This is a genomic window from Thioalkalivibrio sp. ALMg11 (assembly GCF_000377905.1).
In the GTDB taxonomy this organism is placed as follows: Bacteria; Pseudomonadota; Gammaproteobacteria; order Ectothiorhodospirales; family Ectothiorhodospiraceae; genus Thioalkalivibrio.
Genome location: NZ_KB898880.1, coordinates 59634 through 81546 on the forward strand (window position 1 = coordinate 59634; position 21913 = coordinate 81546).

The 21913-nt window shown below is 66.8% G+C and carries 22 protein-coding genes; 5 read left to right on the forward strand and 17 right to left on the reverse strand.

All coding sequences use genetic code 11. The features are described from left to right. Nucleotides 1-36: 36 nt before the first annotated feature. From D578_RS0113770 to D578_RS0113785, 4 genes are all read right to left on the reverse strand, one after another. Nucleotides 37-408 (reverse strand): hypothetical protein, encoded by a 372-nt coding sequence (locus tag D578_RS0113770; RefSeq protein ID WP_018950514.1) that lies wholly within the window; start codon nt 406-408, stop codon nt 37-39. Between the two features lie 94 nt (nt 409-502). Beyond that, nucleotides 503-1609, reverse strand: a complete 1107-nt coding sequence (locus tag D578_RS0113775; RefSeq protein ID WP_018950515.1) for an alkene reductase — start codon at nt 1607-1609, stop codon at nt 503-505. 93 nt (nt 1610-1702) lie between these two features. Next, nucleotides 1703-2839 carry a glycerate kinase gene (locus tag D578_RS0113780; RefSeq protein ID WP_018950516.1) on the reverse strand — a complete coding sequence of 379 codons (1137 nt, stop codon included), beginning with the start codon at nt 2837-2839 and terminating at the stop codon, nt 1703-1705. A gap of 25 nt (nt 2840-2864) precedes the next feature. After that, complete coding sequence (locus D578_RS0113785; RefSeq protein WP_018950517.1) at nt 2865-4226, reverse strand: GntP family permease; 1362 nt, start codon at nt 4224-4226, stop codon at nt 2865-2867. A 222-nt stretch (nt 4227-4448) separates the two neighbouring features. Between D578_RS0113785 and D578_RS0113790 the strand changes: the two genes are divergently transcribed. Continuing rightward, nucleotides 4449-5102, forward strand: coding sequence for a cupin domain-containing protein (locus tag D578_RS0113790; protein WP_018950518.1), 654 nt, complete (start codon nt 4449-4451; stop codon nt 5100-5102). Nucleotides 5103-5162: 60 nt separating this feature from the next. On the opposite strand, the gene D578_RS0113795 is transcribed toward D578_RS0113790, so the two are convergent. Continuing rightward, complete coding sequence (locus tag D578_RS0113795; RefSeq protein ID WP_018950519.1) at nt 5163-5489, reverse strand: DUF3634 family protein; 327 nt, start codon at nt 5487-5489, stop codon at nt 5163-5165. A 220-nt stretch (nt 5490-5709) separates the two neighbouring features. Here D578_RS0113795 and D578_RS0113800 point away from each other — a divergent pair, with 220 nt between their 5' ends. Both D578_RS0113800 and D578_RS0113805 read left to right on the forward strand, forming a co-directional pair. After that, complete coding sequence (locus D578_RS0113800) at nt 5710-6069, forward strand: MbcA/ParS/Xre antitoxin family protein (protein ID WP_018950520.1); 360 nt, start codon at nt 5710-5712, stop codon at nt 6067-6069. A gap of 12 nt (nt 6070-6081) precedes the next feature. Then, nucleotides 6082-6828 (forward strand): RES family NAD+ phosphorylase, encoded by a 747-nt coding sequence (locus D578_RS0113805; RefSeq protein WP_018950521.1) that lies wholly within the window; start codon nt 6082-6084, stop codon nt 6826-6828. Nucleotides 6829-6931: 103 nt separating this feature from the next. Here D578_RS0113805 and D578_RS0113810 read toward each other — a convergent pair whose 3' ends face one another. From D578_RS0113810 to D578_RS0113835, 6 genes are all read right to left on the reverse strand, one after another. Beyond that, the gene (locus D578_RS0113810) at nt 6932-7231 is read right to left on the reverse strand and encodes a type II toxin-antitoxin system RelE/ParE family toxin (protein WP_018950522.1); all 300 of its coding nucleotides are present in this window, start codon (nt 7229-7231) and stop codon (nt 6932-6934) included. A 22-nt stretch (nt 7232-7253) separates the two neighbouring features. After that, a complete protein-coding gene (locus D578_RS0113815) occupies nt 7254-7508 on the reverse strand; it encodes a YlcI/YnfO family protein (protein WP_018950523.1) in 255 nt (84 codons plus the stop codon). 63 nt (nt 7509-7571) lie between these two features. After that, nucleotides 7572-8075, reverse strand: a complete 504-nt coding sequence (locus D578_RS0113820; RefSeq protein WP_018950524.1) for a hypothetical protein — start codon at nt 8073-8075, stop codon at nt 7572-7574. After that, complete coding sequence (locus D578_RS16325) at nt 8069-8386, reverse strand: hypothetical protein (RefSeq protein ID WP_018938819.1); 318 nt, start codon at nt 8384-8386, stop codon at nt 8069-8071. The genes D578_RS0113820 and D578_RS16325 overlap by 7 nt, the downstream gene beginning before the upstream one ends. Before the next feature lie 6 nt (nt 8387-8392). Next, nucleotides 8393-9565 (reverse strand): hypothetical protein, encoded by a 1173-nt coding sequence (locus tag D578_RS0113830; RefSeq protein WP_018950525.1) that lies wholly within the window; start codon nt 9563-9565, stop codon nt 8393-8395. Nucleotides 9566-9610: 45 nt separating this feature from the next. Beyond that, nucleotides 9611-10066 carry a hypothetical protein gene (locus D578_RS0113835; RefSeq protein ID WP_018950526.1) on the reverse strand — a complete coding sequence of 152 codons (456 nt, stop codon included), beginning with the start codon at nt 10064-10066 and terminating at the stop codon, nt 9611-9613. Between the two features lie 325 nt (nt 10067-10391). On the opposite strand from D578_RS0113835, the gene D578_RS0113840 reads away from it, so the two are divergent. Next, nucleotides 10392-11303, forward strand: coding sequence for a D-hexose-6-phosphate mutarotase (locus tag D578_RS0113840; protein ID WP_018950527.1), 912 nt, complete (start codon nt 10392-10394; stop codon nt 11301-11303). Between the two features lie 594 nt (nt 11304-11897). Here D578_RS0113840 and D578_RS0113845 read toward each other — a convergent pair. The 4 genes from D578_RS0113845 to D578_RS0113860 all read right to left on the reverse strand — a co-directional run bounded on the left by D578_RS0113845 (nt 11898) and on the right by D578_RS0113860 (nt 17439). Next, the gene (locus D578_RS0113845; RefSeq protein ID WP_018950528.1) at nt 11898-12737 is read right to left on the reverse strand and encodes a hypothetical protein; all 840 of its coding nucleotides are present in this window, start codon (nt 12735-12737) and stop codon (nt 11898-11900) included. A 2-nt stretch (nt 12738-12739) separates the two neighbouring features. Then, nucleotides 12740-14851, reverse strand: coding sequence for a molybdopterin-dependent oxidoreductase (locus D578_RS0113850; RefSeq protein WP_018950529.1), 2112 nt, complete (start codon nt 14849-14851; stop codon nt 12740-12742). A gap of 452 nt (nt 14852-15303) precedes the next feature. Further along, a complete protein-coding gene (locus tag D578_RS0113855) occupies nt 15304-17022 on the reverse strand; it encodes a TrkA family potassium uptake protein (RefSeq protein WP_018950530.1) in 1719 nt (572 codons plus the stop codon). A gap of 33 nt (nt 17023-17055) precedes the next feature. After that, nucleotides 17056-17439: a DUF6394 family protein gene (locus D578_RS0113860; RefSeq protein ID WP_018146378.1), complete on the reverse strand. Its 384-nt coding sequence runs from the start codon at nt 17437-17439 to the stop codon at nt 17056-17058. Between the two features lie 370 nt (nt 17440-17809). On the opposite strand from D578_RS0113860, the gene D578_RS0113865 reads away from it, so the two are divergent. Further along, nucleotides 17810-19465 carry a tetratricopeptide repeat protein gene (locus D578_RS0113865; RefSeq protein WP_231364126.1) on the forward strand — a complete coding sequence of 552 codons (1656 nt, stop codon included), beginning with the start codon at nt 17810-17812 and terminating at the stop codon, nt 19463-19465. 126 nt (nt 19466-19591) lie between these two features. Here D578_RS0113865 and D578_RS0113870 read toward each other — a convergent pair whose 3' ends face one another. Beyond that, nucleotides 19592-20059 carry a HEAT repeat domain-containing protein gene (locus tag D578_RS0113870; RefSeq protein WP_018950532.1) on the reverse strand — a complete coding sequence of 156 codons (468 nt, stop codon included), beginning with the start codon at nt 20057-20059 and terminating at the stop codon, nt 19592-19594. A 478-nt stretch (nt 20060-20537) separates the two neighbouring features. Beyond that, nucleotides 20538-21485, reverse strand: a complete 948-nt coding sequence (locus D578_RS0113875; protein WP_018950533.1) for a hypothetical protein — start codon at nt 21483-21485, stop codon at nt 20538-20540. Between the last annotated feature and the right edge of the window lie 428 nt (nt 21486-21913).

Here is a 21913-nt window from a genome sequence, read left to right on the forward strand (position 1 = left end):
GTAGAGACGTCAGCGCGCTACGTTCGAATCAAGGGGTCAGGCGGGCGGGCCGCGCAGGGGTGGTGCGAGCCAGGGAGGGGATGCGCGAAGGGGGTGGGTGCGGTCCGCGATGCGAGGAGGTGCGCGCGGGGCCGCCACGGACAGGTCGCCGGCCGTCGTTGGCAGCGCCGCGCCGGGCAGATCGATAACGGTGACCGGCTTGCCGGTGGTGGCCTGCGGTGTCAGATCGACCTCGGCCGACTCGTCGTGATGGTGCGCGTGCCCGGCATCGTGCGCCGCATGCGGCGATGACTCGTGCGCGTCGCCCACGTGGAGGTGCAGCCCCGCCCCCTGCAACAGGGGCATGGCCAGCACCAGGCTCAGGACCAGCAGGGCGTGCAGCCACGTATGACGGTTGGTAGTGCGCATCGCGCCGGAATCTACGCCGGGTCCCGGACAAGCGCAAGACGCCGCGCGTGCATGGGTTGCGTAAATAGCCCCCGGGGGCTCCCGGGGGCCGGTTTCAGTCGGACAGCGCTGCGTAGTCGGTGTAGCCGTGTTCGTCGCCGCCGTAGAAGGTGGCTTCGTCCCACTCGTTGAGCGGGGCGCCCTGACGGAAGCGTTCGGGCAGGTCCGGGTTGGCGATGAACGGACGGCCAAAGGTGACCAGATCGCAGCGGCCGGCCTCGATGCGCTGGCGGGCCTCGTCGGCGGTGTAGGCGCCGTTGCCGATATAGGTGCGGCTGAAGCGCGTGCGGATCGCGTCGACGATGGATTCCGGGCGGCCGGATTCGTGGTTGCCCTGGAAGGAATCCTCCACCACCTCGATGTAGGCGATGCCGGTGGCCTCAAGCGCCTCGGCGAAGGCACTGTAGGTCGCCAGTGGGTCGGCGTCCTGCATGCCGTTGAAGCTGCCGGTCGGGCTCACGCGGATCCCCACGCGCTCCGGACCCCAGACCTCGACTACTGCCTGCACCACTTCCAGCGGCAGGCGGATGCGATTCTCCACTGACCCGCCGTAGGCATCGGTTCGGTGGTTGCTGCCACTGCGGATGAACTGGTCCAGCAGGTAGCCGTTGGCCGCATGGATCTGCACGCCGTCGAAGCCGGCCGCCTTGGCATTCTGCGCGCCCTGGCGATACTGCTCCACGATGCCCGGCAACTCGTCGAGCTCCAGCGCGCGTGGCTCCTGAACCTCGACCATGCCCGATTCGGCGCTGATGAAGGTATAGGCGCCCTCGGGCTGGATGGCGGAGGGCGCCACCGGCTTCTGGCCGTCGGGTTGCAGCTCCGGGCGCGAGATCCGGCCTACATGCCACAGCTGTGCCTGGATGCGCCCGCCCGCGCGATGCACCGCGTCGGTGACCTTGCGCCAGCCGTCCACCTGCTCCGGCGAGTGGATGCCCGGCGTGAACGCATAGCCCTTGCCCTGCGGCGAGACCTGAGTGGCCTCGCTGATGATCAAGCCGGCACCGGCGCGCTGCGCGTAGTACTCGGCGTTCAGATCGGTGGGCACGTCGCCTGGCTGTCCGGCGCGCGAGCGCGTCAGCGGGGACATCAGCACCCGGTTCGGCAACTCCAGCGGGCCCAGGTTAAAGGGGCGAAAAAGCGCGTCATCCTGCTCGGTCATGGGGTTCTTCCTTTGGGTTCGTATCGATCGGTGCAGGGAGTCGGACCCGGTTCAAAGGGACACGTTCCTTTCCAGCTGGAGAGCCCCGCGGATTCACGGCCGGCCACCCGGTTTGGCAGCCTCGACCAGGGCGCGGGTGCGTTCGGCGATGTAGTGCGCGGGGCGGGCCAGGGCCTCGTCCAGGGTGATGCTGCCGTCGCACAGGGCGCGGGCGTCGCTCAGGCCGAACGCGGCGACCTCGCCCTGGTCGCAGGCGATGGAACCGGCAACCGCCACCACCGGCACCTGCAGCTCCCGGGCACGGCGAACCACTTCCGCGACCACCTTGCCGTGCGAGGTCTGGCCGTCCAGTTGGCCCTCGCCAGTGATGACCAGATCGGCCTCGCGGATCGCGGCATCCAGCCCGATCAGGTCAGCCAGGTAGTTTGCACCCATGCGCGCGCTACCGCCGAGGACGCAGTCCAGCGCGAACCCGAGCCCCCCGGCGGCGCCGGCGCCGGGGGTGTCGATCGGTCGGTGGAGGTGTCCGGCGGCATCAATGGCCCGGGCCAGGTGTTCCATGTGGGCGTCCATCGCCGGGATGTCGGCCGCCTTCAGGCCTTTTTGCGGACCGAACACCGCCGCCGCGCCATCCGGCCCCGTCAGGGGGTTGTCGACGTCGTTCAGCACCGTGATGTCGATGCGGGTCAGGCGCGGGTCCAGTGCGTCGAAGTCGACCCGTGCGAGATCGGCCAGCCCGGCCGGGTGGGTCGCAAGCGCATGCCCCTCGGCATCCAGGAAGCGCACGCCCAGGGCGGCCAGCATGCCCGCGCCGCCGTCCACCGTTCCGCTGCCGCCGAGGCCGATCAGCAGGTGTTCGGCGCCGGCGTCCAGCGCCGCCCGCATCAGTTCGCCGACACCGAAGCTGTGGAGTTGCCAGGGATCGTGCCGGTCGTTGGGGATTCGGTCCAGCCCGCAGGCGGAGGCGACATCGATGACCGCCCGCTGCTCGTGGTGATCGCAGCCCCAGCCGGCACTCAGGTGTTCGCCGGTGGGGCTGGTCACATCCGACAGGTGCCAGGCCCAGCCGAGGGTGTGGCTGACCAGACGGGCCGTCCCCTCGCCGCCATCCGCCATGGGCAGGGAGCGTACCCGGGCGTCGGGCCGGGCGGCGTGCACCCCGCGCGCCATGGCGGCCGCCACCTCCTCGGCCTCCAGGCTGCCCTTGTAGCTGTCCGGGCAGACCACCACCCGGAGTGGATCAGTCAGCGTCCCCCTAGACAAAGATCAGCCCCAGGAGGTAGATGGTGATCATCGCGCTGATGCCCTGCAGCAGGGTGGCCGTGGTGAACACCTTGTACGCGGTAGATACCTTCATGCGGCTGAACTGGGTGACCACCCAGAAGAAGCTGTCGTTGGCGTGCGAGACGGTCATCGCACCGGCACCCACGGCCATCACGGCCAGGACCATGCCCATGGTGGAATCCAGCCCCAGCGAGGCCAGCATCGGCGCGATCATGCTGGAGGCGGTGACCAGTGCCACGGTGGACGAGCCCTGGGCGGACTTCAGCGCGGCCGCGATCAGGAACGGCACCAGCAGGCCCAGGCCCAGACCGCTCAACAGGTCGCCCAGCTGATCGCCGATCGGAGTCTCGCGCAGGACGTTGCCGAAAGCCCCGCCGGCCCCGGTGATAAGGATGATCGGGGCCGCCAGCAGGATCGCGTCGACCGTCATCTGGTGGGAGCGGTCCTTGATGCCGGCGCCCTTGATCAGCAGCACCGCGAAGATCACGCCGATGGCCAGGGCCACCACAGGGGTGCCGAGGAAGATCAGTGCGTTGGCGAACATCCCGGCCTCGGTGTCGCGGGTGGCCAGCAAGGCGACGGAGCCGATGGAGATCAGCACGATCGGCGCCAGGATGGGCATGAACGCGCCCAGCGTGGTCGGGCGGTGCTCCAGCTTGATCTCTTCCTTCTCGACCTCCTGCCCGGTGGCCTCGCTGATTGGGTCCGGTTCCAGCAGCTCTTCGTCATTGGCATGCGCGTAGCGGCTGGCCCACAGCCAGCCCACCGCGGCCGCCACCGCGGAGACGAACAGCCCGACCAGGATCACCAGGCCCAGGGCATCGGCGATGCCGATGTTGCTGGCGGCCGCAATCGGGCCGGGGGTGGGCGGCACGAAGTTGTGCGTGGCGAACAGCCCGGTGGCCAGCGCGACACTCATGGCCACCACCGAGATGCCGGCGGTCTTGGCCAGGGCGTTCTTCAGCGAGTTCAGGATCACGTAGCCGGAGTCGCAGAACACCGGGATGGACACGATGTAGCCGATGATCGAGACCGTCAGGGTGGGGAAGCGGTCGGACAGCGCGCGGATGATCGCCTCCGCCATCACCACGGCCGCGCCGGTGCGGTCGAGGATGACCCCGATGATCGTGCCCAGGGCGATCACGATGCCGATGTAGCCCAGGGTGCTGCCGAAGCCGTCGTTGATGACGCTGATCGCCTCGCGCGGCGCGATACCGCCGATGAGTGCCATTGCGAAGGCGGCGATCAGCAGGGCGAGGAACGGATGTACGCGCAGTTTCGCGGTGGCGAACACCAGCGCGGCCACGACCACAATCAATCCGATAATCAGCATGTCGCGTCCTTTTCTCTTTTTATGGCATCGCTCCGGAGTCTAGACGTCCATAAGCTATTCGGCTCCCTGGGGAAAAAAACCGACTGTGTGGCCCCTCAAGGCTTCCTGCGCATGACGATCTGGCGCCTGGGGCCCAGCGTTTGGGTCGACACGGGGCCTGTAGCCCCAGGGAACTATCCGGCCGCCCGAGCGCTCGATTGGAAGGAAGCCGATGGAGCGTGCATGACCGAAGCCCTGAACCTGGATCTGGACCAGCCGGTGGTCGTGGAGACGGCGGCGCAGCCCTGGAACGGCAGCCGTGCCGATGGCGTGGTGCGCAAGCCGCTGGAGCGCGAGCAGGCGGAATCGGGCCGTGCAACCAGCATTGTCGAGTTCCAGCCCGGGGCCCGTTTCCCGCCGCACACGCATGCCCTGGGCGAGGAGATCCTCGTCCTCGACGGCGTGTTCTCCGATGACACCGGTGACTATCCCGCCGGCACCTACCTGCGCAATCCACCGGGCTCCCGCCATGCGCCGCACTCGGACCCCGGCTGCACGTTATTCGTGAAGCTGGAGCAGTTCGCGCCCGAGGATCGCGAGAAGGTGGTGGTGGATACCCACTCGGCGCCCTTCCAGCCGGGCATCGGCGGGCTGCGTGTCCTGCATCTGCACAGCTTCGGGACGGAACACACCGCACTGGTGCACTGGCCGGCCGGCGAGCATTTCCAGGCTCACCGGCACTGGGGCGGCGAGGAGATCCTGGTGTTGTCTGGCGAGTTCATCGACGAAAATGGGCGCTATCCCGCCGGGACGTGGATGCGCAGCCCGCACCATAGCCAGCACAACCCCTGGGTGGAGCAGGAGACCCTGATCTACGTGAAGACGGGCCACTTGTGATCCGGCGACCCGGTGCTGGCAAGCCGCATCAGGTGTCGTGGCGCCGGTGACGCGGTCGGGTCACCGGCGTTTCTTGCGGCGCTTTTGGCCCACCTTTACGCGCTGGAGTGCGGCCTGTAGTTCGCCGTGCGCCTCCTTCGGGACGGAGGACGAGCTTCGCAGGCGCAGCCCCTTGCCGCTGCGAACGGCAGTCAGGCGCCCGTTCTCGATGCCGTAGCGCCGGACGATATCCCGCGCCGCATGTTCGAAGTGCATCGGCGGGTCGCCGCGCCGCACCCGCAGCTTTCCGCCCGCAATCTCCAGGCTGAAGATGATGCTTGCCTGCCAGATCAGCAAGGCGCCCGCCACCAGCAGTAGCACAATCATCAACAGCAGCGTGATCAGCATGGAGTCCTCTCCGGTGGTGGCCCGCCCCGGCTGAGCCTGGGGCAGGGCGTAATGAATCCGTCGCACCGATCGTAGCACTCGAATACGCGGCTGCGTCTCGTTCGGCCGGAACGATGGGCGTATGCGCTTCCGGATGGCCGAAGATCGCTCAGGATTCAGGTGTGCAGTATGCACACAAAGTGATATTGTGTGTTCAGTACTGCTTGTCTGGAGGTGAGCCATGAGCACTGCAGAACTTCTGGCCCCGGAACGTTCCGATATCCTGCGCGAGGCGCTGGTCAATGCCGGCAAGGCGCTGGGCCTGACCCAGGCGGAGCTGGGCGAGGTGGTCGGGCGCGGGCGTACGGATATCAGCCGGGGCAACATCGACCCGACGAGCAAGCCGGGTGAGTTGGCGCTGTTGCTGATTCGCTGCTATCGCGCGCTCTATGTCCTCACCGGCGGGGATGTCGGTGCGATGAAACACTGGATGCAGACGCACAACCACCACACCGGAGGGGTGCCCGCCGAGCAGATCCGCACGGTTCAGGGTTTGGTGGGCGTTCTGGAATATCTCGACGCGATCCGCGGCAAGCTATGAGGGCAACCTGACATGCCGGACTGGGATGCCCTGGTCGAAGCGGCGCCGCGTGTCACGCTGAGGGGGGAGGTCCTGCGCCTGGTCGAGAGCCAGGAGCAGGTCGCCACCAACCAGATCGTCAGCTCGCTCGACCGCCAGGCCGTTCTGGAAGAGATGCTGGAGGCCACCAAGCCGCCCCGGCGTCCGGGTACGGAACGGCTGCACTACCTGCTGGCGACGCCGTTTCGCTATCCGCCGCTACGTCACGGATCGCGCTTCGGTCGTCGCCACGAGCCCAGCCTGTTCTACGGCGCCCTGCGCGAGCGCACGGTCCTCGCCGAGGCGGCCTACTACCGGTTTGTGTTCTGGCATGGCATGGCGACCCCGCCACCGCGAAAGCTCGATACCCAGCACACGTTGTTCGCCGCACGCTACCAGAGCCCTAATGGCTTGCAGCTCCATCAGCCCCCGTTCGCTGAACACGCGGACCTGTTGCGTCATCCCGCCGACTATCAGGCCACCCAGTCCCTGGGCGCCGCGCTGCGCGAGGCCGGCATCGTCCTGTTCGAATACCCCTCCGCCCGCGATCACGAGGCCGGCCTGAACCTCGGGCTCTTCAATGCGCGCCCGTTTACCCGCAACAAACCCACACGCCAGGATCCCTGGCTGTGCCAGCTCACCGCCGACCACGTCCGTTTCCTCAAGCCCCGGGACGGCGCCCTGCACGACTTTCCCCTGACCCAGTTCCACTTCCAGGGCCGGCTGCCGCTACCCGCCTGACAGCCGTACCCATACCGGTCATTGCGAGGCCTCGCAGAGAGGCCGCGGCAATCTGTCGGACCAGCCCACAACGTTCCCGATGCTCTTGATGGCGTGGAAAATGTCAGAAGTAGTCGTCTTCGCGCTGATGGCGAAACGCGAGGAGGGTGACTATTTCGGCATCGTCAATTTCGAACAGGGCCACGTAGCCCGAACGGCCAAAGGGGATCAGGAGCTCCCGGATGCGGGGATGGGCGGGGTCCGGCGTACGGCAGCTCAGCGGGAAAGTTTCCAGTAGGAATACGGCGTGCCCAATGGCCGTGCGGGCGCGGTTTGCGGCTGCCGGATCCTGTTCTGCCAGGAATGCGACAAGCCGCATCAGGTCGTCGCGCGCCTGCGCCGTAAAGCGGACCGAGTAACTCATCCTTGAGCCTCCGGTGGACGGGCTATTTCGTGCTCAACATCTGGTCGAGCTCGTCCAGGACCGATTGCGCCGGATAGTACACACCCGTCTCCCGGGCGTTACGCGCGGATTCCAGCCCGCGCTCCAGAAATTCGGCGCGCGCCTGGCGGCGGTGAATCTCGTGACGCACGGCATCCTCGATAAACGCCGATAGCGTTTCTTCCTCGCCCAGGGCCTGCTCGACCTGGTGGCGAAACGCATCACTGACCCGCAGGGCGGGTAACGTCGCATTCTTCATGGCCCGTCTCCGGCTCAACCTCCCGGTACTGTATCGCATATGCGATACAGTACCCAGCGGCACTTATTCCGAACCCTTTGACGGTTCAGATAGGCTCTTCCCGGCCGAGGCGTTTGAGGTGTTCAGCCACCAGATGGTGAATAGCAGCATGGCGGTGATGATCGGGTATTTCGCGAGCGTTATGCCGGTGGACGGCATGGCGATAGACGCCAGAACGCCCGCGACCAGCCCCACCTTGACGGCCAGCGGCACCTTGCCGAAAGGCCGGTTCATCATGAACGCGCCCGCATAGAGGGCGATCCAGCCCCACAGTCCTGCGAGCGCGGCGAACAGGCTTCTCGCTTCAAAGAGGAGCCGGGCCCTAGTGGACTCCTCCTCGCTCAGGCCCTGTTCCCGCGCAATGCGCTGCGAGGGTTCGTCGAAGAGCTGGTTGAGTCCTTGATCCGGTGCGAGATAGCCGCTGGCCAGCCAGAAAACCCAGGCTAGGAACCAGACAAAAATCACGCTGGAGACGGCCAGTGCCACGAGCGTGGCGGCCTTGAGCACCATTCTCACGATTTTCACCATCCCCTCCCCTTGAATGCACGCAGTCCGTTACGCATGGACCCGCGGAACACAAATAGGGTGCGGACCAGGTACGGCATCAGGACCGGGATGTAGAACACGAGCGTCATCTTGAGCCATCGAGGTGCCCCGTCGGGCACATGCCAGATTCCCAGGAAGAGCACCGAAAACGGGGCCAGTAATGCCAGGCCCGCGTAGAACGCCCGTGTACCCAGGCGAGCGCGGCTACGCGAGCCAAGGATTATCAGCGCGAAGAGAGTCGCGTAAATAAAAAGAAAAGACAGCCACCATGTGAGAAGAGCCAGACTGTACATGGACCATTATTCCCCGTCGTAGGGTGCGTTTCGGGTATTCGGAAGCGCGGTATGCATCTGGATCCAGGGAACGCCGAGCCGGCCTAGATATTCCTCCAGCAGCAGCTGGTCCCCCTCGCGTACCGACCGGTAGAGCGCACCACCGACCTGCACCCCCATCCGCGACTGAGGACCGTCCCAGCCAGCCACGCGCAGGTACCGGCGCGTGCCACCCCGCCCGCGCCGGACGGTCTTTTCCTGTAAACCCACCACGTACTGGTTTGGTGCCGCATGATCAAGCGCCATATTCACTTCTCGCAGCAGGCCGTAGCTGGTCATCAGGGCACCGAGGTACCCCACCAGGGCCAGTTCGAGCAGGACAAGATGCGTTCGTGAAGTCCGTCCGAGCAGCACGATGGTCAGCACCATCAGCGAGCCGATTACGATCGCGGCCACGGGGAGCGCAAGCGACAGGAGGCCAGCCATGCTGGCGGGCGCCGGCAGGGGCGAGAACATGATCGGTGCCAACAGCGCGATACCACCGAACAGCAGGGCCGAGCTGGCACCCGTGAAAAGCGCCGCCTTCCATGCAAATGGCTCCCTGCGGCCGCGTACCGCGGCGGGAATCTCCGCCTCCAATGTCTCAGAGATGTCGCGCAACAGCGGGACGAATGCTCGGACGAGCGGTAGTGGCCTCGGCTCTTTGCGCCACCTCGACGATACGACCTCCACCCAGATCCGCTGGCGCCGAACGCGGATCTGACGGAATCGTACGTTCTGTCTTTCGCATTCATCGAGGATGCGCAGCATCCGCGCTTGCGTAGCGGCGCAGCCTTTGAGCGCGCGGCAGATGCTTCGCTGGTCCGTGACCAGGTAAAAGGCTCGGTCGAACGACCGGCTCCCTGTGCGGCAGGCCACGGAGAGTCCGATCGCCGTAAAGGGGTAGTCCCACCAGCGCCGGGCCTTGACGCGCATTTCGATATCCGGCGCCCGGTCAAAGCCGATGCGCTGCAAGGGGGCGCGTCGACTTCCGGTTTTCTGCTCGCTGTAAAGTGCGCCCTGGGGCGGATCGCCCATCGGTTTGCCCGTGTACGGGTTGACGAATGTCAGGGCTCGCAGTTTCCAACGGTCTTCCATCCTGGCGCGATAGCCAATGACCGCCATTCCGATCAGCGTGACGAATCCAGCAAACATCCACATGCGCACGTCCCCTGTGGCAGCGTGTGACAGCGAACCCGTCGGGCCCTATTCGGTGTCATTCCGGGGTGAGCGGCCGGGCCGCCACTCGGCCTGCATCGCAAATAGTTCGATCAGAGCCTGGGCATTCGGATCGTCACAGCCGTGTTCGTCGATGCGCTGCCCCACCTGGGACTGGATGTCTTCCTGGCCATGCATCAGGGTTGCCGCGATCTGCTCTCCCGTCGCTTCCGGGTGCTGGTCCTGCAGCGCCATGACGGATTGCAGGTAGATCATTTGCTGGTTGGCCAGAAACGCGACCATCTGATCCTCGTCGATCTCGGCACAGCGGGCCGCAGCCGTACTGGATGCGACGAACTGACTCAGGATGTTCAGGATCTCGGGCCGCTCGTCGGCGCTTGCCGGGCTGGCGAGGCCGAATATCAGCAGGAACAGCCCGGCCGTGGCGGCGAGAAGCCGGCGAGGTGGCTGGCGGGTAACGGGGCATGGGGCGGCAGGGCGCACATGCCCCGCGCAGACAGAACTGGAGAATCCTTTCTTCATCGTTTCCCTCCCTGGAAACATCGCGAGCCCATTGATCGGTCGCGCCCACAATCTAGCCGCTGCTTCCCGACCTGTCATCCTTTGTTCTTCTACGGAGCACGACGTCATTGCGAGGCCTCGCAGAGGCCGTGGCCATCGGTCGGAGCGTGCTGGCCGCCGGTCGGTCGCAATGCTGGGGCAAAAAGCCAGACTTGATCCGGCGCCCTTGATCCCGGCATCCGTGCGAGGCACTCGGCGCCCCACGGGGTCTGCTACGCTTCGGCCCTTGTCGGACAGGAGAGATTAGATGACGGTTGAAGCGCTCAAGGAACAGTTTTCGCATCCGGATGTGCGGTTTCGTCAGCAGGATGCGTTGGTGATGGTCGATATCGAGAACGCGCACGGCAGCGCGACCCTGACGACCTTCGGCGCGACGCTGCTGAGCTATCGCCCGAAGGGTGGTGCCGACGTGCTTTGGGTGAGCGATACCGCGCTGTACGACGGCAAGAAACCGGTCCGCGGCGGCGTCCCCGTCTGCTGGCCGTGGTTCGGCCCGTACGATCCGGCCGCGTTGGGCCCCGACCCGAGTGACGAACACAAGAAGGGCCACGGGATCGCGCGCTATGCGTTCTGGGATGTCGAGTCCGTGGAATCGGTCGGCGAGGCCACGCACGTCGTGTTCGTGCTGACCTCGGACGATGACATCCGCAAGGCCTGGCCGCTGGAGTTCTCGCTGCGCCTGCACGTCACCCTGGGCGAGACCCTGGAGATGACGCTGGAGGGCGAAAACCGCAGCGATCGCGACTGGCACGTGTCAGAGGCTTTCCACACCTATTTCGGCGTTGGCGAGGCCGAGGGGCTGGTAGTGCGTGGGCTGGACGGGACCACGCGGATCGACAAGCTGGCGGACGGTGAACGCGGGACGCAGTCCGGCGACGTCGCCATGACGACCCCGATGGAGCAGGTGTTTGTCGGTCACCCGGGCACGCTCGTGATCGAGGACCGGGACAACGCGCGCGAGATCGTCATCGAACGCGAGAACAGCGCCAGCAGCGTGCTCTGGAACCCCGGCCCGGAAGGCGTCAAATCGTTCGCCGACATGCCCGACGACCAGTACCGCAAGACGGTCTGCGTCGAAGTCGCCAACGCCCTGGATGACGCCTACCCGCTGGCCGCGGGCGCAACCCACGCCATGACCATGCGGCTCTCCGTGCGCTGAGCCAGCCGCTGGGCAACGCCCCGGCGTGGCCTCCAGCCTCGCCGATTGGATCGCGGGGCGGGCGGCCTCACCAGGACCCGTTATGGCGAGTGCGGCGCGGCAATCCCCCCGAGGGGGGAAGCCACCCGGCTGGATTGCCACGTCGCTGCGTTCCTCGCAATGACGGGGACGAGGCACTCGCGCTTCCTGCGCAACGGGGCATGCGGGCCAATCAGGTGCAGTGACCCTGCGCCGGTGTCCCGCTGACCCAGGCCGTTCGCGGGTCCCATTCCCCGTCATTGCGAGGCCTCATAGAGGCCGCGGCAATCGGCCGGACTGTCCCGGATGCCGATCGGCCAGGGTGGAGAGAGGACTCAGGCTTGGCCCCGGCACCCGTGACAAACCACGCCCCGTCATCCCGGCCGGCGCGCAGAGCCGGGATCTTCGGGCTGGAGAGGCGGCGGAGATCCCGGCTCACCGCTTTGCGGTGTCCGGGATGACGCAGGTGGGGGCGCGGAATGGGGACGGTCCCAACCCTTTGCTCTGTCCAGACCTGTCACGCTTGATCCTGGTAACCGCGCTGACCACGCCAGCTCCGGAAGCGGTGCGTCTTCGCTACAGCGTGTGCCCGGTGAGTCGCCGGTAGATGTCGAAGCCGGCGTCGCGGTCACGGCAGCGCAGGATGGCGGCGCGGCCCGGCGTTGACGGGTCGGGTTGCACGTCGACGCCTGCCCCTTCGGCGGTCCGCAGGTTGGCCTCGCTCAGGTCGGCCTCGCCGAACACCGAGATCACGAAGCCGCCGGGGATGGGCGGTGGCGGGGTGAACGGCTCGCCGTCCGCCAGCGCGACCCAGGCCGGGAGGAACTCCGCGCCATAGAAGTCGAAGAAGCCATTGGAGCCGCGCAGGTGGGCCTCGATCGGCCGGCCGCCGATCAGTTCGATGTTGCAGATGCCGCTGTAGCTGGCCAGGTTGCGGCGCACCCAGTTGGCGATCCACGGTTCCAGTTCCGGCACGGCGGCGCCGATCTCCCAGTAGATCGGGCGGGCGGCGTCCTTCTGTTCCGATCCGCGGGTGTGGGCGAACCAGCGCACCGCGCCGTCCTCCACCAGGCAGTCGCTGCTGGTGTGGGTACCTTGCAGGCGCTGACACCAGAAGCTGCCGGGTTCCGCCGGGACGGCGTCGGCCGCCACGGTGCGCGCGTTCAGCCCCATGCCGGCGAGGTTGGTGATCGGTTTGACGAAGACCTCGTCGTCCGCCGCGATGCCGAGATCCGCGGGCGCTACGCCGCAGGGTGCGGCGGTGAGTCCGGCATCCAGGGCCAGGTGAAGCTTGTTGTAGACGTGCCGGTAGTCCGGGTTGAGCCGCCACGCAGCGGCGTCGGATACCGCCACCTCCCGGCGCGGCTCGGGCCGGAACAGGTGTTCGCGGTCGGGGAGGACGCCGACGAACGGCATGGCTACCCGGCCTCCGCCAGGCGTGGCGCGTGTCCGGCGCGCAGGCGCTCTACCTGGCACAGCAGCGACTTGAACGCGGGGAAGCCACTGATCGGATCGAGGTTGCGGTCGTCGGTCAGCTCGTTCACGTTGGCGTGGTTCCAGCCGTGCTGGCAGTGGGCTACGCCGGGCTTGATGCGGTCGGTGACCTTGGCCACGAACGCCACGTGCCCGCGCGGCGAACGCACCTCCACCGTGTCGCCGTCCGCGATGCCGCGCGCGGACGCGTCGTCCGGGTGCAGCTCCACCAGCGGCTCCGGCATCGCCCGGCGCATGCGCTCCAGGTGCTGGTGCTGCGAGTGGGTGGCGTGCTTGTGGCGGGCGCCGCTGGTCAGCACCAGCGGATAGTCGCGGGCCAGCTCCGGCGTGGAGACCGGGCTTTCCGCCGGCTCACGGTATACCGGCAGGCCGTCGTGCCCGGCCGCGCGCAGTTCGGCGGCATCGAACTCTACCTTCCCGCTGACCGTGCGGAACCCGTTGATCCGGTACTGGCGGTCGCCTTCCTCGAAGCCGTACTCGAGCATGTCGTCCAGCGCCTTGGCGAACACGGTGACCCCGTCCGGGTCATTGTAGACCTGCTCGCGGATGGTCTCGGGGATGCCCTCGGCGGCCTCGGCCCAGCTCGCCTCCAGGTCGCCGTTCCAGAATTGCTCTGCCATGCCCAGGCGCACGCCCAGCTCCAGGAACACCTCGCCATCCGGGCGCGCCTCGCCGCGCGGGGCAACGGCGGCGCGGCGGTAGCGCAGTTCGCCGCGGAAGTTGCAGCCGGGGTAGGCGATCAGCGCCGCGCGTTCCAGGCTGGTGGCAGCCGGCAGCACGATGTCCGCCATGCGCGTGGCCGGGTTGTGGAAGAAGTCCGACGCGGCGAAGAAATCCAGCGCGTCCAGGGCCTGTTCCATGCGCTTCGAGTTCGGCCACATCGCGGTGTTGATGCCCATCGCCACCAGGGCCCGCACCGGCTGCGGCCGTCCTTCGAGGATGGCATCCGGCAGCAGCATGCTCTGCGCGGCTGGCCAGTGGGCCGTCCACACCGGGAAGGTCTCGTCGCCGATGCGCGGCGGCAGGTTCTGCTTGCAGTGGTCGAACAGGTCGATGGGCGTGGGCGTGACCTTGTCGTTGAAGAAGCGGTTGCCGCCCTCGCGGTCGATGTTGCCGGTCACCGCGGCCAGCAGGATCACTGCGCGGTGGTTCTGGAAGCCGTTGCTGTGCTGCACGGTAGCGGTGGGCGAGAGCATGATCTGCGCCGGGGCGTGGGTGGCATAGAGCTCGGCGGCACGGCGCAGATCGGCCGCGTCGATGCCGCAGATCTGCGCGACGCGCTCCGGCGGGAATTCGGCCACGTAATTGCGGAAGGCCGCCACGCCGCTGCCCCATTCGTCGAGGAAGGCCTGATCCTGCCAGCCGTTCTGGAAGATCAGGTGGTGCATGCCCAGCGCCAGTGCGCCATCGGTGCCGGGGCGGATTTGCAGATGCACCTCGGCCTCGCGCGCCAGCGGGGTCACCCGCGGGTCGACCACCACCATCGCCCGCCCGGGGCGTGCATGCGCCAGCGGGTGCAGATGGAACGGCGGGATGGAGGCGCGCGGGTTGGTGGACCACACCAGCAGGCAGCGGGTGGCATCCGAGGCGACGGTGGAGGAGGTTTTGATCTTGGTGCCGAAGGTCACCTCCTCCGCGACCTTGGTCGCGGAGAAGCAGCAGCCGCTTTCGGTCAGGTAATTGGGCGAGCCGAAGGCATGCGCCAGACGCTGGAGTTGCGGGCGCGCTTCCTTGGTGTAGCCGGCGAAGAAGGCCGCCGCTGGGGCCCCGTGTTCCTCGCGCGTGGCGCGCAGGCGCTCGGCGATGGTGTCCAGCGCCTCGTCCCAGGAGATGCGCTCGAACTGGCCGCTGCCGCGCGGGCCCGTTCGCCGCAGCGGGTACAGCAAGCGCTCCGGGTGGTTACGCCGGTCGAGCTGGACGTAGCAGCGCGGGCAGTCGGGGCCGTCAATGGCGACTGGCTCGCCGACGGGGTCCAGCGTGACGTCGATGGCGCAGTTGGCATCGCACTCGTAACAGGTACTTTTCACGGTCGCCATCGGGGCGCTCTTCCTTGTTCAGCGGGCGGTCCTGGTTGCTGCGAGGGCATTATGCCGGGACCCTTGGGTGCCCCACGAACAACGCCTGGAACCGCGGGGCCACCTCATTGTTCGTGGCGCGGATGGCGATTGGCTTCGTTGGAGGTAAGGCAACACCTGGCACGGTCACCCGTGACCAATCACATCCCGTCATCCGGGACGGAGCGGGGCGCAGAGCCGGGGTCTCCGGGTGGAAGAGCCCCGGTGGGGGAGGTCCCGGCTCACCGCTTAGCAGAGCCGGGATGACCGGGCGTGGGGGCGGAACTGTATCGGCCCCCAATCCTTTGCTTCTGCCTATGCCCGTTTACGGGCCCATGACGTGCTGGCTGGTCTGCCTTGTGCGTCTTCCTGGGTTACAAGCCGATCGCGGTCCCCCTGGTTCCCTGTGCTTGCGGTCGGCGGCCGGCGGGGTCTCAGGCCGGTTGTCTGCGGGCCGCGCGCAGGGCGCGGCAGATCCAGCCTTCGGGGGTGTCTTCGCCGGTCAGCAGGTAGCGCAGGGCGTGCGGGTCGCGCAGGGTGTGGGAGATCGTGAGGGCGCTCGCGAAGCGGCCGCAGAACAGCATGTGGTCGCCGGGTTGCAGGGGCGTGTTGTCATCGGGTGCGAGGATGTCCTCGCCTCCGGCTTCGCGCCGCAGTAGCAGCACAATGCAGGCGTGTCGCTGGCGGACGGGATGGTCGGCGCGCAGCAGCTGGCCCAGGGTGACCGGCTCCTGCTCCAGATGCGTCAGAAGGGCCGGGGCTGTCCCCTCGTCCAGTTGTTCGGTCCAGATGGCCGGCACGCGGTCGCCCACCACGGCCGTGATGGAGCTGACCCTCTCGTTTGCCCACTCGGTTGTCTGGTTGCGACTGAGCTCCAGGAAGCGCGGCAGGAGCGGCGAGGTCAGGTGGGCCAGGATCGCCTCGGCAATCACCCGGTCGTGGCGCATCACCAGCGGCAGGTCGGCGGCCGCGAACAGGAGCGAATCGCACTCGCGGTTCTGGCGTCCGACCATGAACAAGTCCGGGTTCAGCTCGCGCGCGGTCATCAAGATGGACAGGTTGTAGTCGTCGCGCCCGGTTCCGGCCACGATCCCGGAGGCGCTCTCGATGCCGGCCTCGTGCAGGGTATCCGCCTCGGTGCCGCGGCCCTTGATGCAGTCGGGCGGGCAGTCGGCACCCTCGGGGTCCGTTTCCACTAGGGTCACCTCCACGCCCTCCTGGATCAGGCCGGCGTGCACGGCCTTGCCGAAGCGCCCGAAGCCGCACAGGATCCAGCGACCGCAGGGCGGGTCGATCGGCATCGGCAGGGGGCTCCCGGGGATGCTGCCCAGCCACTCGTGCAACAGGTGATGCGCGGGGGAATGCAGCGCCAGGGCGAGGCGCTGCCCGAAGATGTCGAACGGGTTGATGACCTGGTCGGTCCCGAACGAGGCCATGTTCTTCTCCGTGTCATGGCTCTCGGCACGGCAGATCACGGGGCGCTCCGGATTCAGGAGCCTGGCGGCAATGGCAATCCGCAGGTTCACCGCGTCGTCACTGGTCAGTGCCACCACACCCTGGCAATGCGGGTTGAGGAGCCCGGCATCCAGCAGGCGATTGGCGATGCTGGCATCCGCGCACAGACCGGGGATCTGCAGCGGGTAATCCTCCAGGACCAGCTCGTTGATGCGGTCCGGGTTCTGGTCGATCACCACGGCAAAGCCATTGCGCCCGAGCAGGGAACGCACCACCAGGGCCCCGGTGTCGCCATAACCGCACACGATATGGAACGGTCGCTGCAGCTTGCGGATCGTGCGGTCGAACGCATGCTGGCTGACGGCCAGGCGGAAGGCCGGGTCCTGGATCAGTGCAAGGATCTTGCCGATCGCATACAGCCAGGCCACCACCGACAGGTAAACGGCAAACACCGTCCACATCCTCTGCGCCTCGGTGAAGGCGTGGGGGATCTCGCCGAAGCCGATGGTGGTGGCCATGTAGGTCACGAAGTAGAACGCATGGAAGAAGTCCATGCGCCAGGGCTCCCCCTGATCGTCCACGCCGGGTATCAGCACCAGGCCGAGAACGGAGATCGCGTAGGCCGCCGTCAGCGCAAGCAGGGGTGCCCGCATGCGCCGCAGGAACAGGAACAGCACCTTGTTGATCGTGGGACCCACGGCTCGTGGTGTCTGTAGCGCTCGCGGCCGCCGTCAGCGGCGCAGCGCCACCGTATCCGCGATCAGCAGCAGCACGGAGATCAGGTTGGCCACCATGGCCCCGCCCGCCAGGGAGACGATGCTGGCCATGAACATCGCATCCATGCCCCCGGCATGCACGTGGCTGGCATAGGCCCAAACCGCCGCGGCCGCAATCAACTGCAGCACCGCGACCAGCGAACTGGCCAGCAGCAACGCCCCGGTCTGCGTCCGGTCCCCCAGCTTCAGGGCCGTCGCGATGACGTTTACCACGATGGCTGCGAACAGCTCGTACACATTGTGGTGCGCCGGATCATCGATCTCGCCGAGAAAGAACCCGAAGTTCAGCGTGAACGCCAGGATGATGAAAAAGCCGAAGATCACCTTCTCCAGGTTCATGCGCATGCTCCTTGTCGTTCGAGGTAACGGCTCCTGCCCGGCGCCGCGACACGGGCCCCGTCTTCATCCGCCCGCAGCATGGAGCATGGCCCAACAAGCCCCGGATGGCGAGGGCAGGGCGCTCATCTCCCCACGTGCCGAAACGCCAGGGCAACGTCATTGCGAGGCCTCGCAGAGGCCGTGGCAATCGGCCGAAGTGCCACGAAGTTGGTCTCCTTACGGTCGCGCAGGGAGAGGCAACGGCCAAGATTCGATCCGGGAGCCACCCGTGGCATTCGCCTTCTTCCGGCCCGGCGTCTACCGGCAGCAGCTCGGGTCTCTTCTGCCTATGATCTGAAGTAATGATCCGGAACGATGTTGGAGGCGGATCATGAAACGCTATTACGACCTTGGGCCCTACCGTCGGGGTATTTCTTCACCGTCGCCGGAGGCTCGGCTCTGGTTCAATCGCGGGCTCTTGTGGGGCTATGGATTCAACCACGAGGAGGCCATCCGTTGCTTCGAAACGGCCATTGAGCATGACCCCGAGTGCGCGATGGCGTGGTGGGGCATCGCCTGGGCGCTTGGCCCGAACTACAACAAGCCGTGGGAGGCGTTCGCCGATTCGGAGCTGGCAGACTCCCTGTCACGCGGATCGACGGCACTGGCCCGGGCGCAGCAGGTTGCCACCAGCAGTCCGGTGGAGCAGGCGCTGATCAACGCGCTGCAGGTGCGCTGCCAGACGGCAGAGCCGCCAGCTGTGGGCGCACTCGAGCGCTGGAATGACGACTACGCCGATGCCATGCGCGCGGTGTACCGCGAACACGGCGAAGACCTCGATGTGGTGGCCCTGTTTGCCGAGGCCCTGCTGAACCGCACTCCCTGGCAGTTGTGGGACCTGAAGGCCAACGCCCCGGCGGAAGGTGCCAGCACGGTCGAGGCCACCGAGGTGCTGGAGACTGCGCTCTATCGCGCAGAGGCGCGCAGGCACCCCGGCATCCTCCACTACTACGTACACCTGATGGAGATGTCGCCGCACCCGGAGCGCGCCCTGCGGGTTTGCGACCGGCTGCGTGGGTTGGTGCCGGACGCGGGCCACCTCCAACACATGGCCTCGCACATCGACGTGCTGTGCGGTCAGTACGACAACGTGGTGCGGATCAACAATGAGGCAATCGCGGCCGACAGCAAGTATCTGGAGCGCGAAGGCGCCATCAATTTCTACACCCTTTACCGCTCTCACAACTACCACTTCAAGCTGTACGGCGCGATGTTCCAAGGCCGATATACTGACGCGTGCGAGGCAGCGGAGGGGTTGCGCGCCACCATTCCGGAGGCCCTTCTGCGGATCGAATCGCCACCAATGGCCGACTGGCTGGAGTCCTTCGTGCCGATGCACCTGCACGTAATGGTGCGGTTCGGGCGTTGGCAGGAACTGATCGACACCCCGCTGCCTGCCGACCCCGAGCTGTATGCGTTCAGCACCGCGCTGACCCACTACGCGAAGGGCGTGGCCAACGCCGCCACCGGTCGCATCGAGGAGGGTGAGGAACAGCGCGTGCGCTTCGAGGCCGCCGCGGCATGCATGCCCGACACTCGCTACCTGTTCAACAATCGCTGCCGCGATATTCTCGCGATCGCCCGTGCGATGCTGAACGGAGAGCTGGAGTACCGCAAGGCCAACTACGACGAGGCCTTCGCCTTCCTGCGCCAGGCCATCAAGCAGGACGATGGGCTTCCCTTTGACGAACCCTGGGGGTGGATGCAGCCGACTCGCCACGCCTGTGGCGCGTTGCTTCTGGAACAGGGCGAGGTCGCGGCGGCAGCGCAGCTATACCGTGAGGACCTCGGCTTTGACCCCGCGCTACCGCGGCCGTACCAGCATCTGGATAACGTCTGGGCGCTGCACGGCTACCACGAGTGCCTGATGCGCCTCGGACGCAACGAGGAGGCCACCATCATCAAGCAGCGCCTGGACCTCGCCACTGCCCGCGCCGATATTCCCATTCGGGCCTCCTGCGCTTGCCGAACGCGTGTTGTGCGTTGATGCGTGTGTCGGACACCGCGTCGCGCTGACCCTGGCGGGGGCGTTGCCATGTCGGTCCCGTATCGTCTATCCAGTAAGCGCTTCGTCACCCGTGCCGTGTTGCTCGTTCGAGCGCGGATGCGCTTGCTAATCCCAGAGGTGGCCCCAGCGTTCCCACCAGTCGCGGGCGATAGCCCGGTTGGCCGCGTTCTCGCGTTCGTCGAGGACGGTCCCCAGGCGGATGTACTCGCCGCCAGTTTGCGAGGTCACCGCCGGATCCTGCGAAGCCAGCATCAGGGCGTACAGCGCGAGTTTCAGTTCCCACGGGTCATCGGAATCGAGGTAGGGCACGAGATGCGGGACCGCCGGCGCACCGATCCGGCCGAGCGCCTCGGCCGCGGTGTACCAGGTACGCGGATGCTCCTCGCCCCCGTAGGTCTCGGTGAACGCGCGATCCGACAGGCGTTCGAGGTAGTAGCGGATCTCGTTCCGGAGGCTGGCGAACCCCTCCGCGGGTCCGTCTGCCGCGGCGGCGGGCTGCTCCTGCGGCGCGGCACCCGTGGCGGCGGGTGACTCCGCCGATGGCGGCCCGCCGGCGCAGCCAGCAAGCAGCATCCCGCCGGCCAGCCATGCGGTCAGCCACCAGGCAGAAGAGGGGCAAAACGGCAGGGGGTTGTCTTTCAAATGCCTTCCGATCCACGTATTGCCGAGGGTTTATCCGCACTCAATTTTCGGGGTCCTGTCTCCGGTAATGAGCCCCTTGCCGGGAGCCGGCCCCGCCTTGGCCCATCGGTACGGTCACTCTACGGTAAACGGCCACGTATGCGGCGTCCTGTCCCGCGGGGCGCGGGTTGGGCTTCAGGTGCAAGACCGGTGCAGGCCTGGGGCGCGCAGCGCCAAGGGGATCCCCCGAAGAATGATCATCGCTTCGCGGGTTCGCAAAAGGCGAGGCCCCCTGTCCAACAGGGGGCCTCGCGCAGCCGCTAAAGCAGGATGGCTAGCAGAATGAGGACGGGAATCGGGATGCCGAGCGCCCATAGCAGTATGTATTTCATGTCGATCTACCTCGCTGATTGGCAGCAATCTGTACGGTTCAATAGTGGACGCTGTCGCGCTGCCGACCGCCGATCGTGGCGGCGAAGCTGGCGCTGAACGCCCCGATCAGCAGTCCCAGGAACGTCCACAGAGAAAGTTTCGCCATCGCGCTTCGGGCCTCATCGGCCACCTGTCGCGCCTGCATTTCCAGTTCCTCCATCTGCGCCTGGACTTCGCGGATTCGGTTCTCCGCCTGGGACTGGCTGACGCCGGTGTTCTGCGCGATCAGTTGCGCCAGATACGCCCTGTCGCCATCCGACATATCGTCCCAGCCGCGGGCGAGAATACGTACCGCCTCGGTGCGCATGGCGGTTCTGTCGGAGTCGGTTGCGCCGGCGTCGGGAGCCGCCCTGGCACGCTCTGGGCGAAACAAGATATCCGCGAAATAGTCGAGCGGGCCGGTGGCGTCTCCTTCGGTCTGCCCATTAGCGCCTGCCATCATGGCAGCGCCGCCAGTCGTAGCCGCCGCCCCGACAGCCGAAGCACCGGCCTGGGCGGTGCCGCCGATGATCGCCGCGGAGGCGGAAACGAGCAAAGCCGCCGTGACGACCACGCTAAGCGCCCAGACAAGGAAGCCGTGTGCGGTATCCCGGAAGAATACTTCGTCGGTATGCAGATCGGTCCACTGGGTGCGCAGTCGGCCGGCCAGGTAGCCGCCCATGGCCCCGGCGATGATGTGCACGAGTATCAGCCAGACGATGCTTGCGAACCCGATGCCCTCGGCCGACACGCTTTCTCCGGCCCACGGCGAGACCGCCGAGAATCCCAGGCCCGTGCCCAGGAGCAGAAAACTGAGCGACAGCGCCGTAGCGACCACGGCGCCTGCGATCACCGCGCCCCAGGAAACGCCGGAGCGCCGTGCCTCGTTACCGATGTCCGTGGTGAATGGGTCATGCATTCCCGATGTGGCGGAACGCCCCGCCAGAGTGGGCTCGACAGATGCCATGGCGACTTTCCTTCGTGACAAGTGGATGAGACTGCATGCTGCGGTGCAGTCGCTCCGGCGTTCTGTGCGTTGCCACACCTTGGCGTCCCGGCTCCCTCTCTATCGGCTCGAGTTGCTGCGCCGCTTCAGGTTTTCACGGCGCGGGTCGCGAGGCGCGGGGCCATGCCCGCAAATGCCAGCAGCGGTAAGACCGGTCGATCCCCGGCGCTGCCAGGCACCCCCCCCCTGTAGGCGACCCGGCCTCCGGGCGATTGCGGTATCCACAGCACGCCATCGGTTAGAGGGCGGACCGCCTGAACAAACCGCGTCATTGAGGGGCCTCGCAGAGGCCGCGGCAAACGGTTGAAGTACCAAGGGGGTGGGCGAATTACGGTGGAGCGGGGACAAGGGGGCAAGACCTGCCCCGAATTTCCCAAACCCCGTCATTG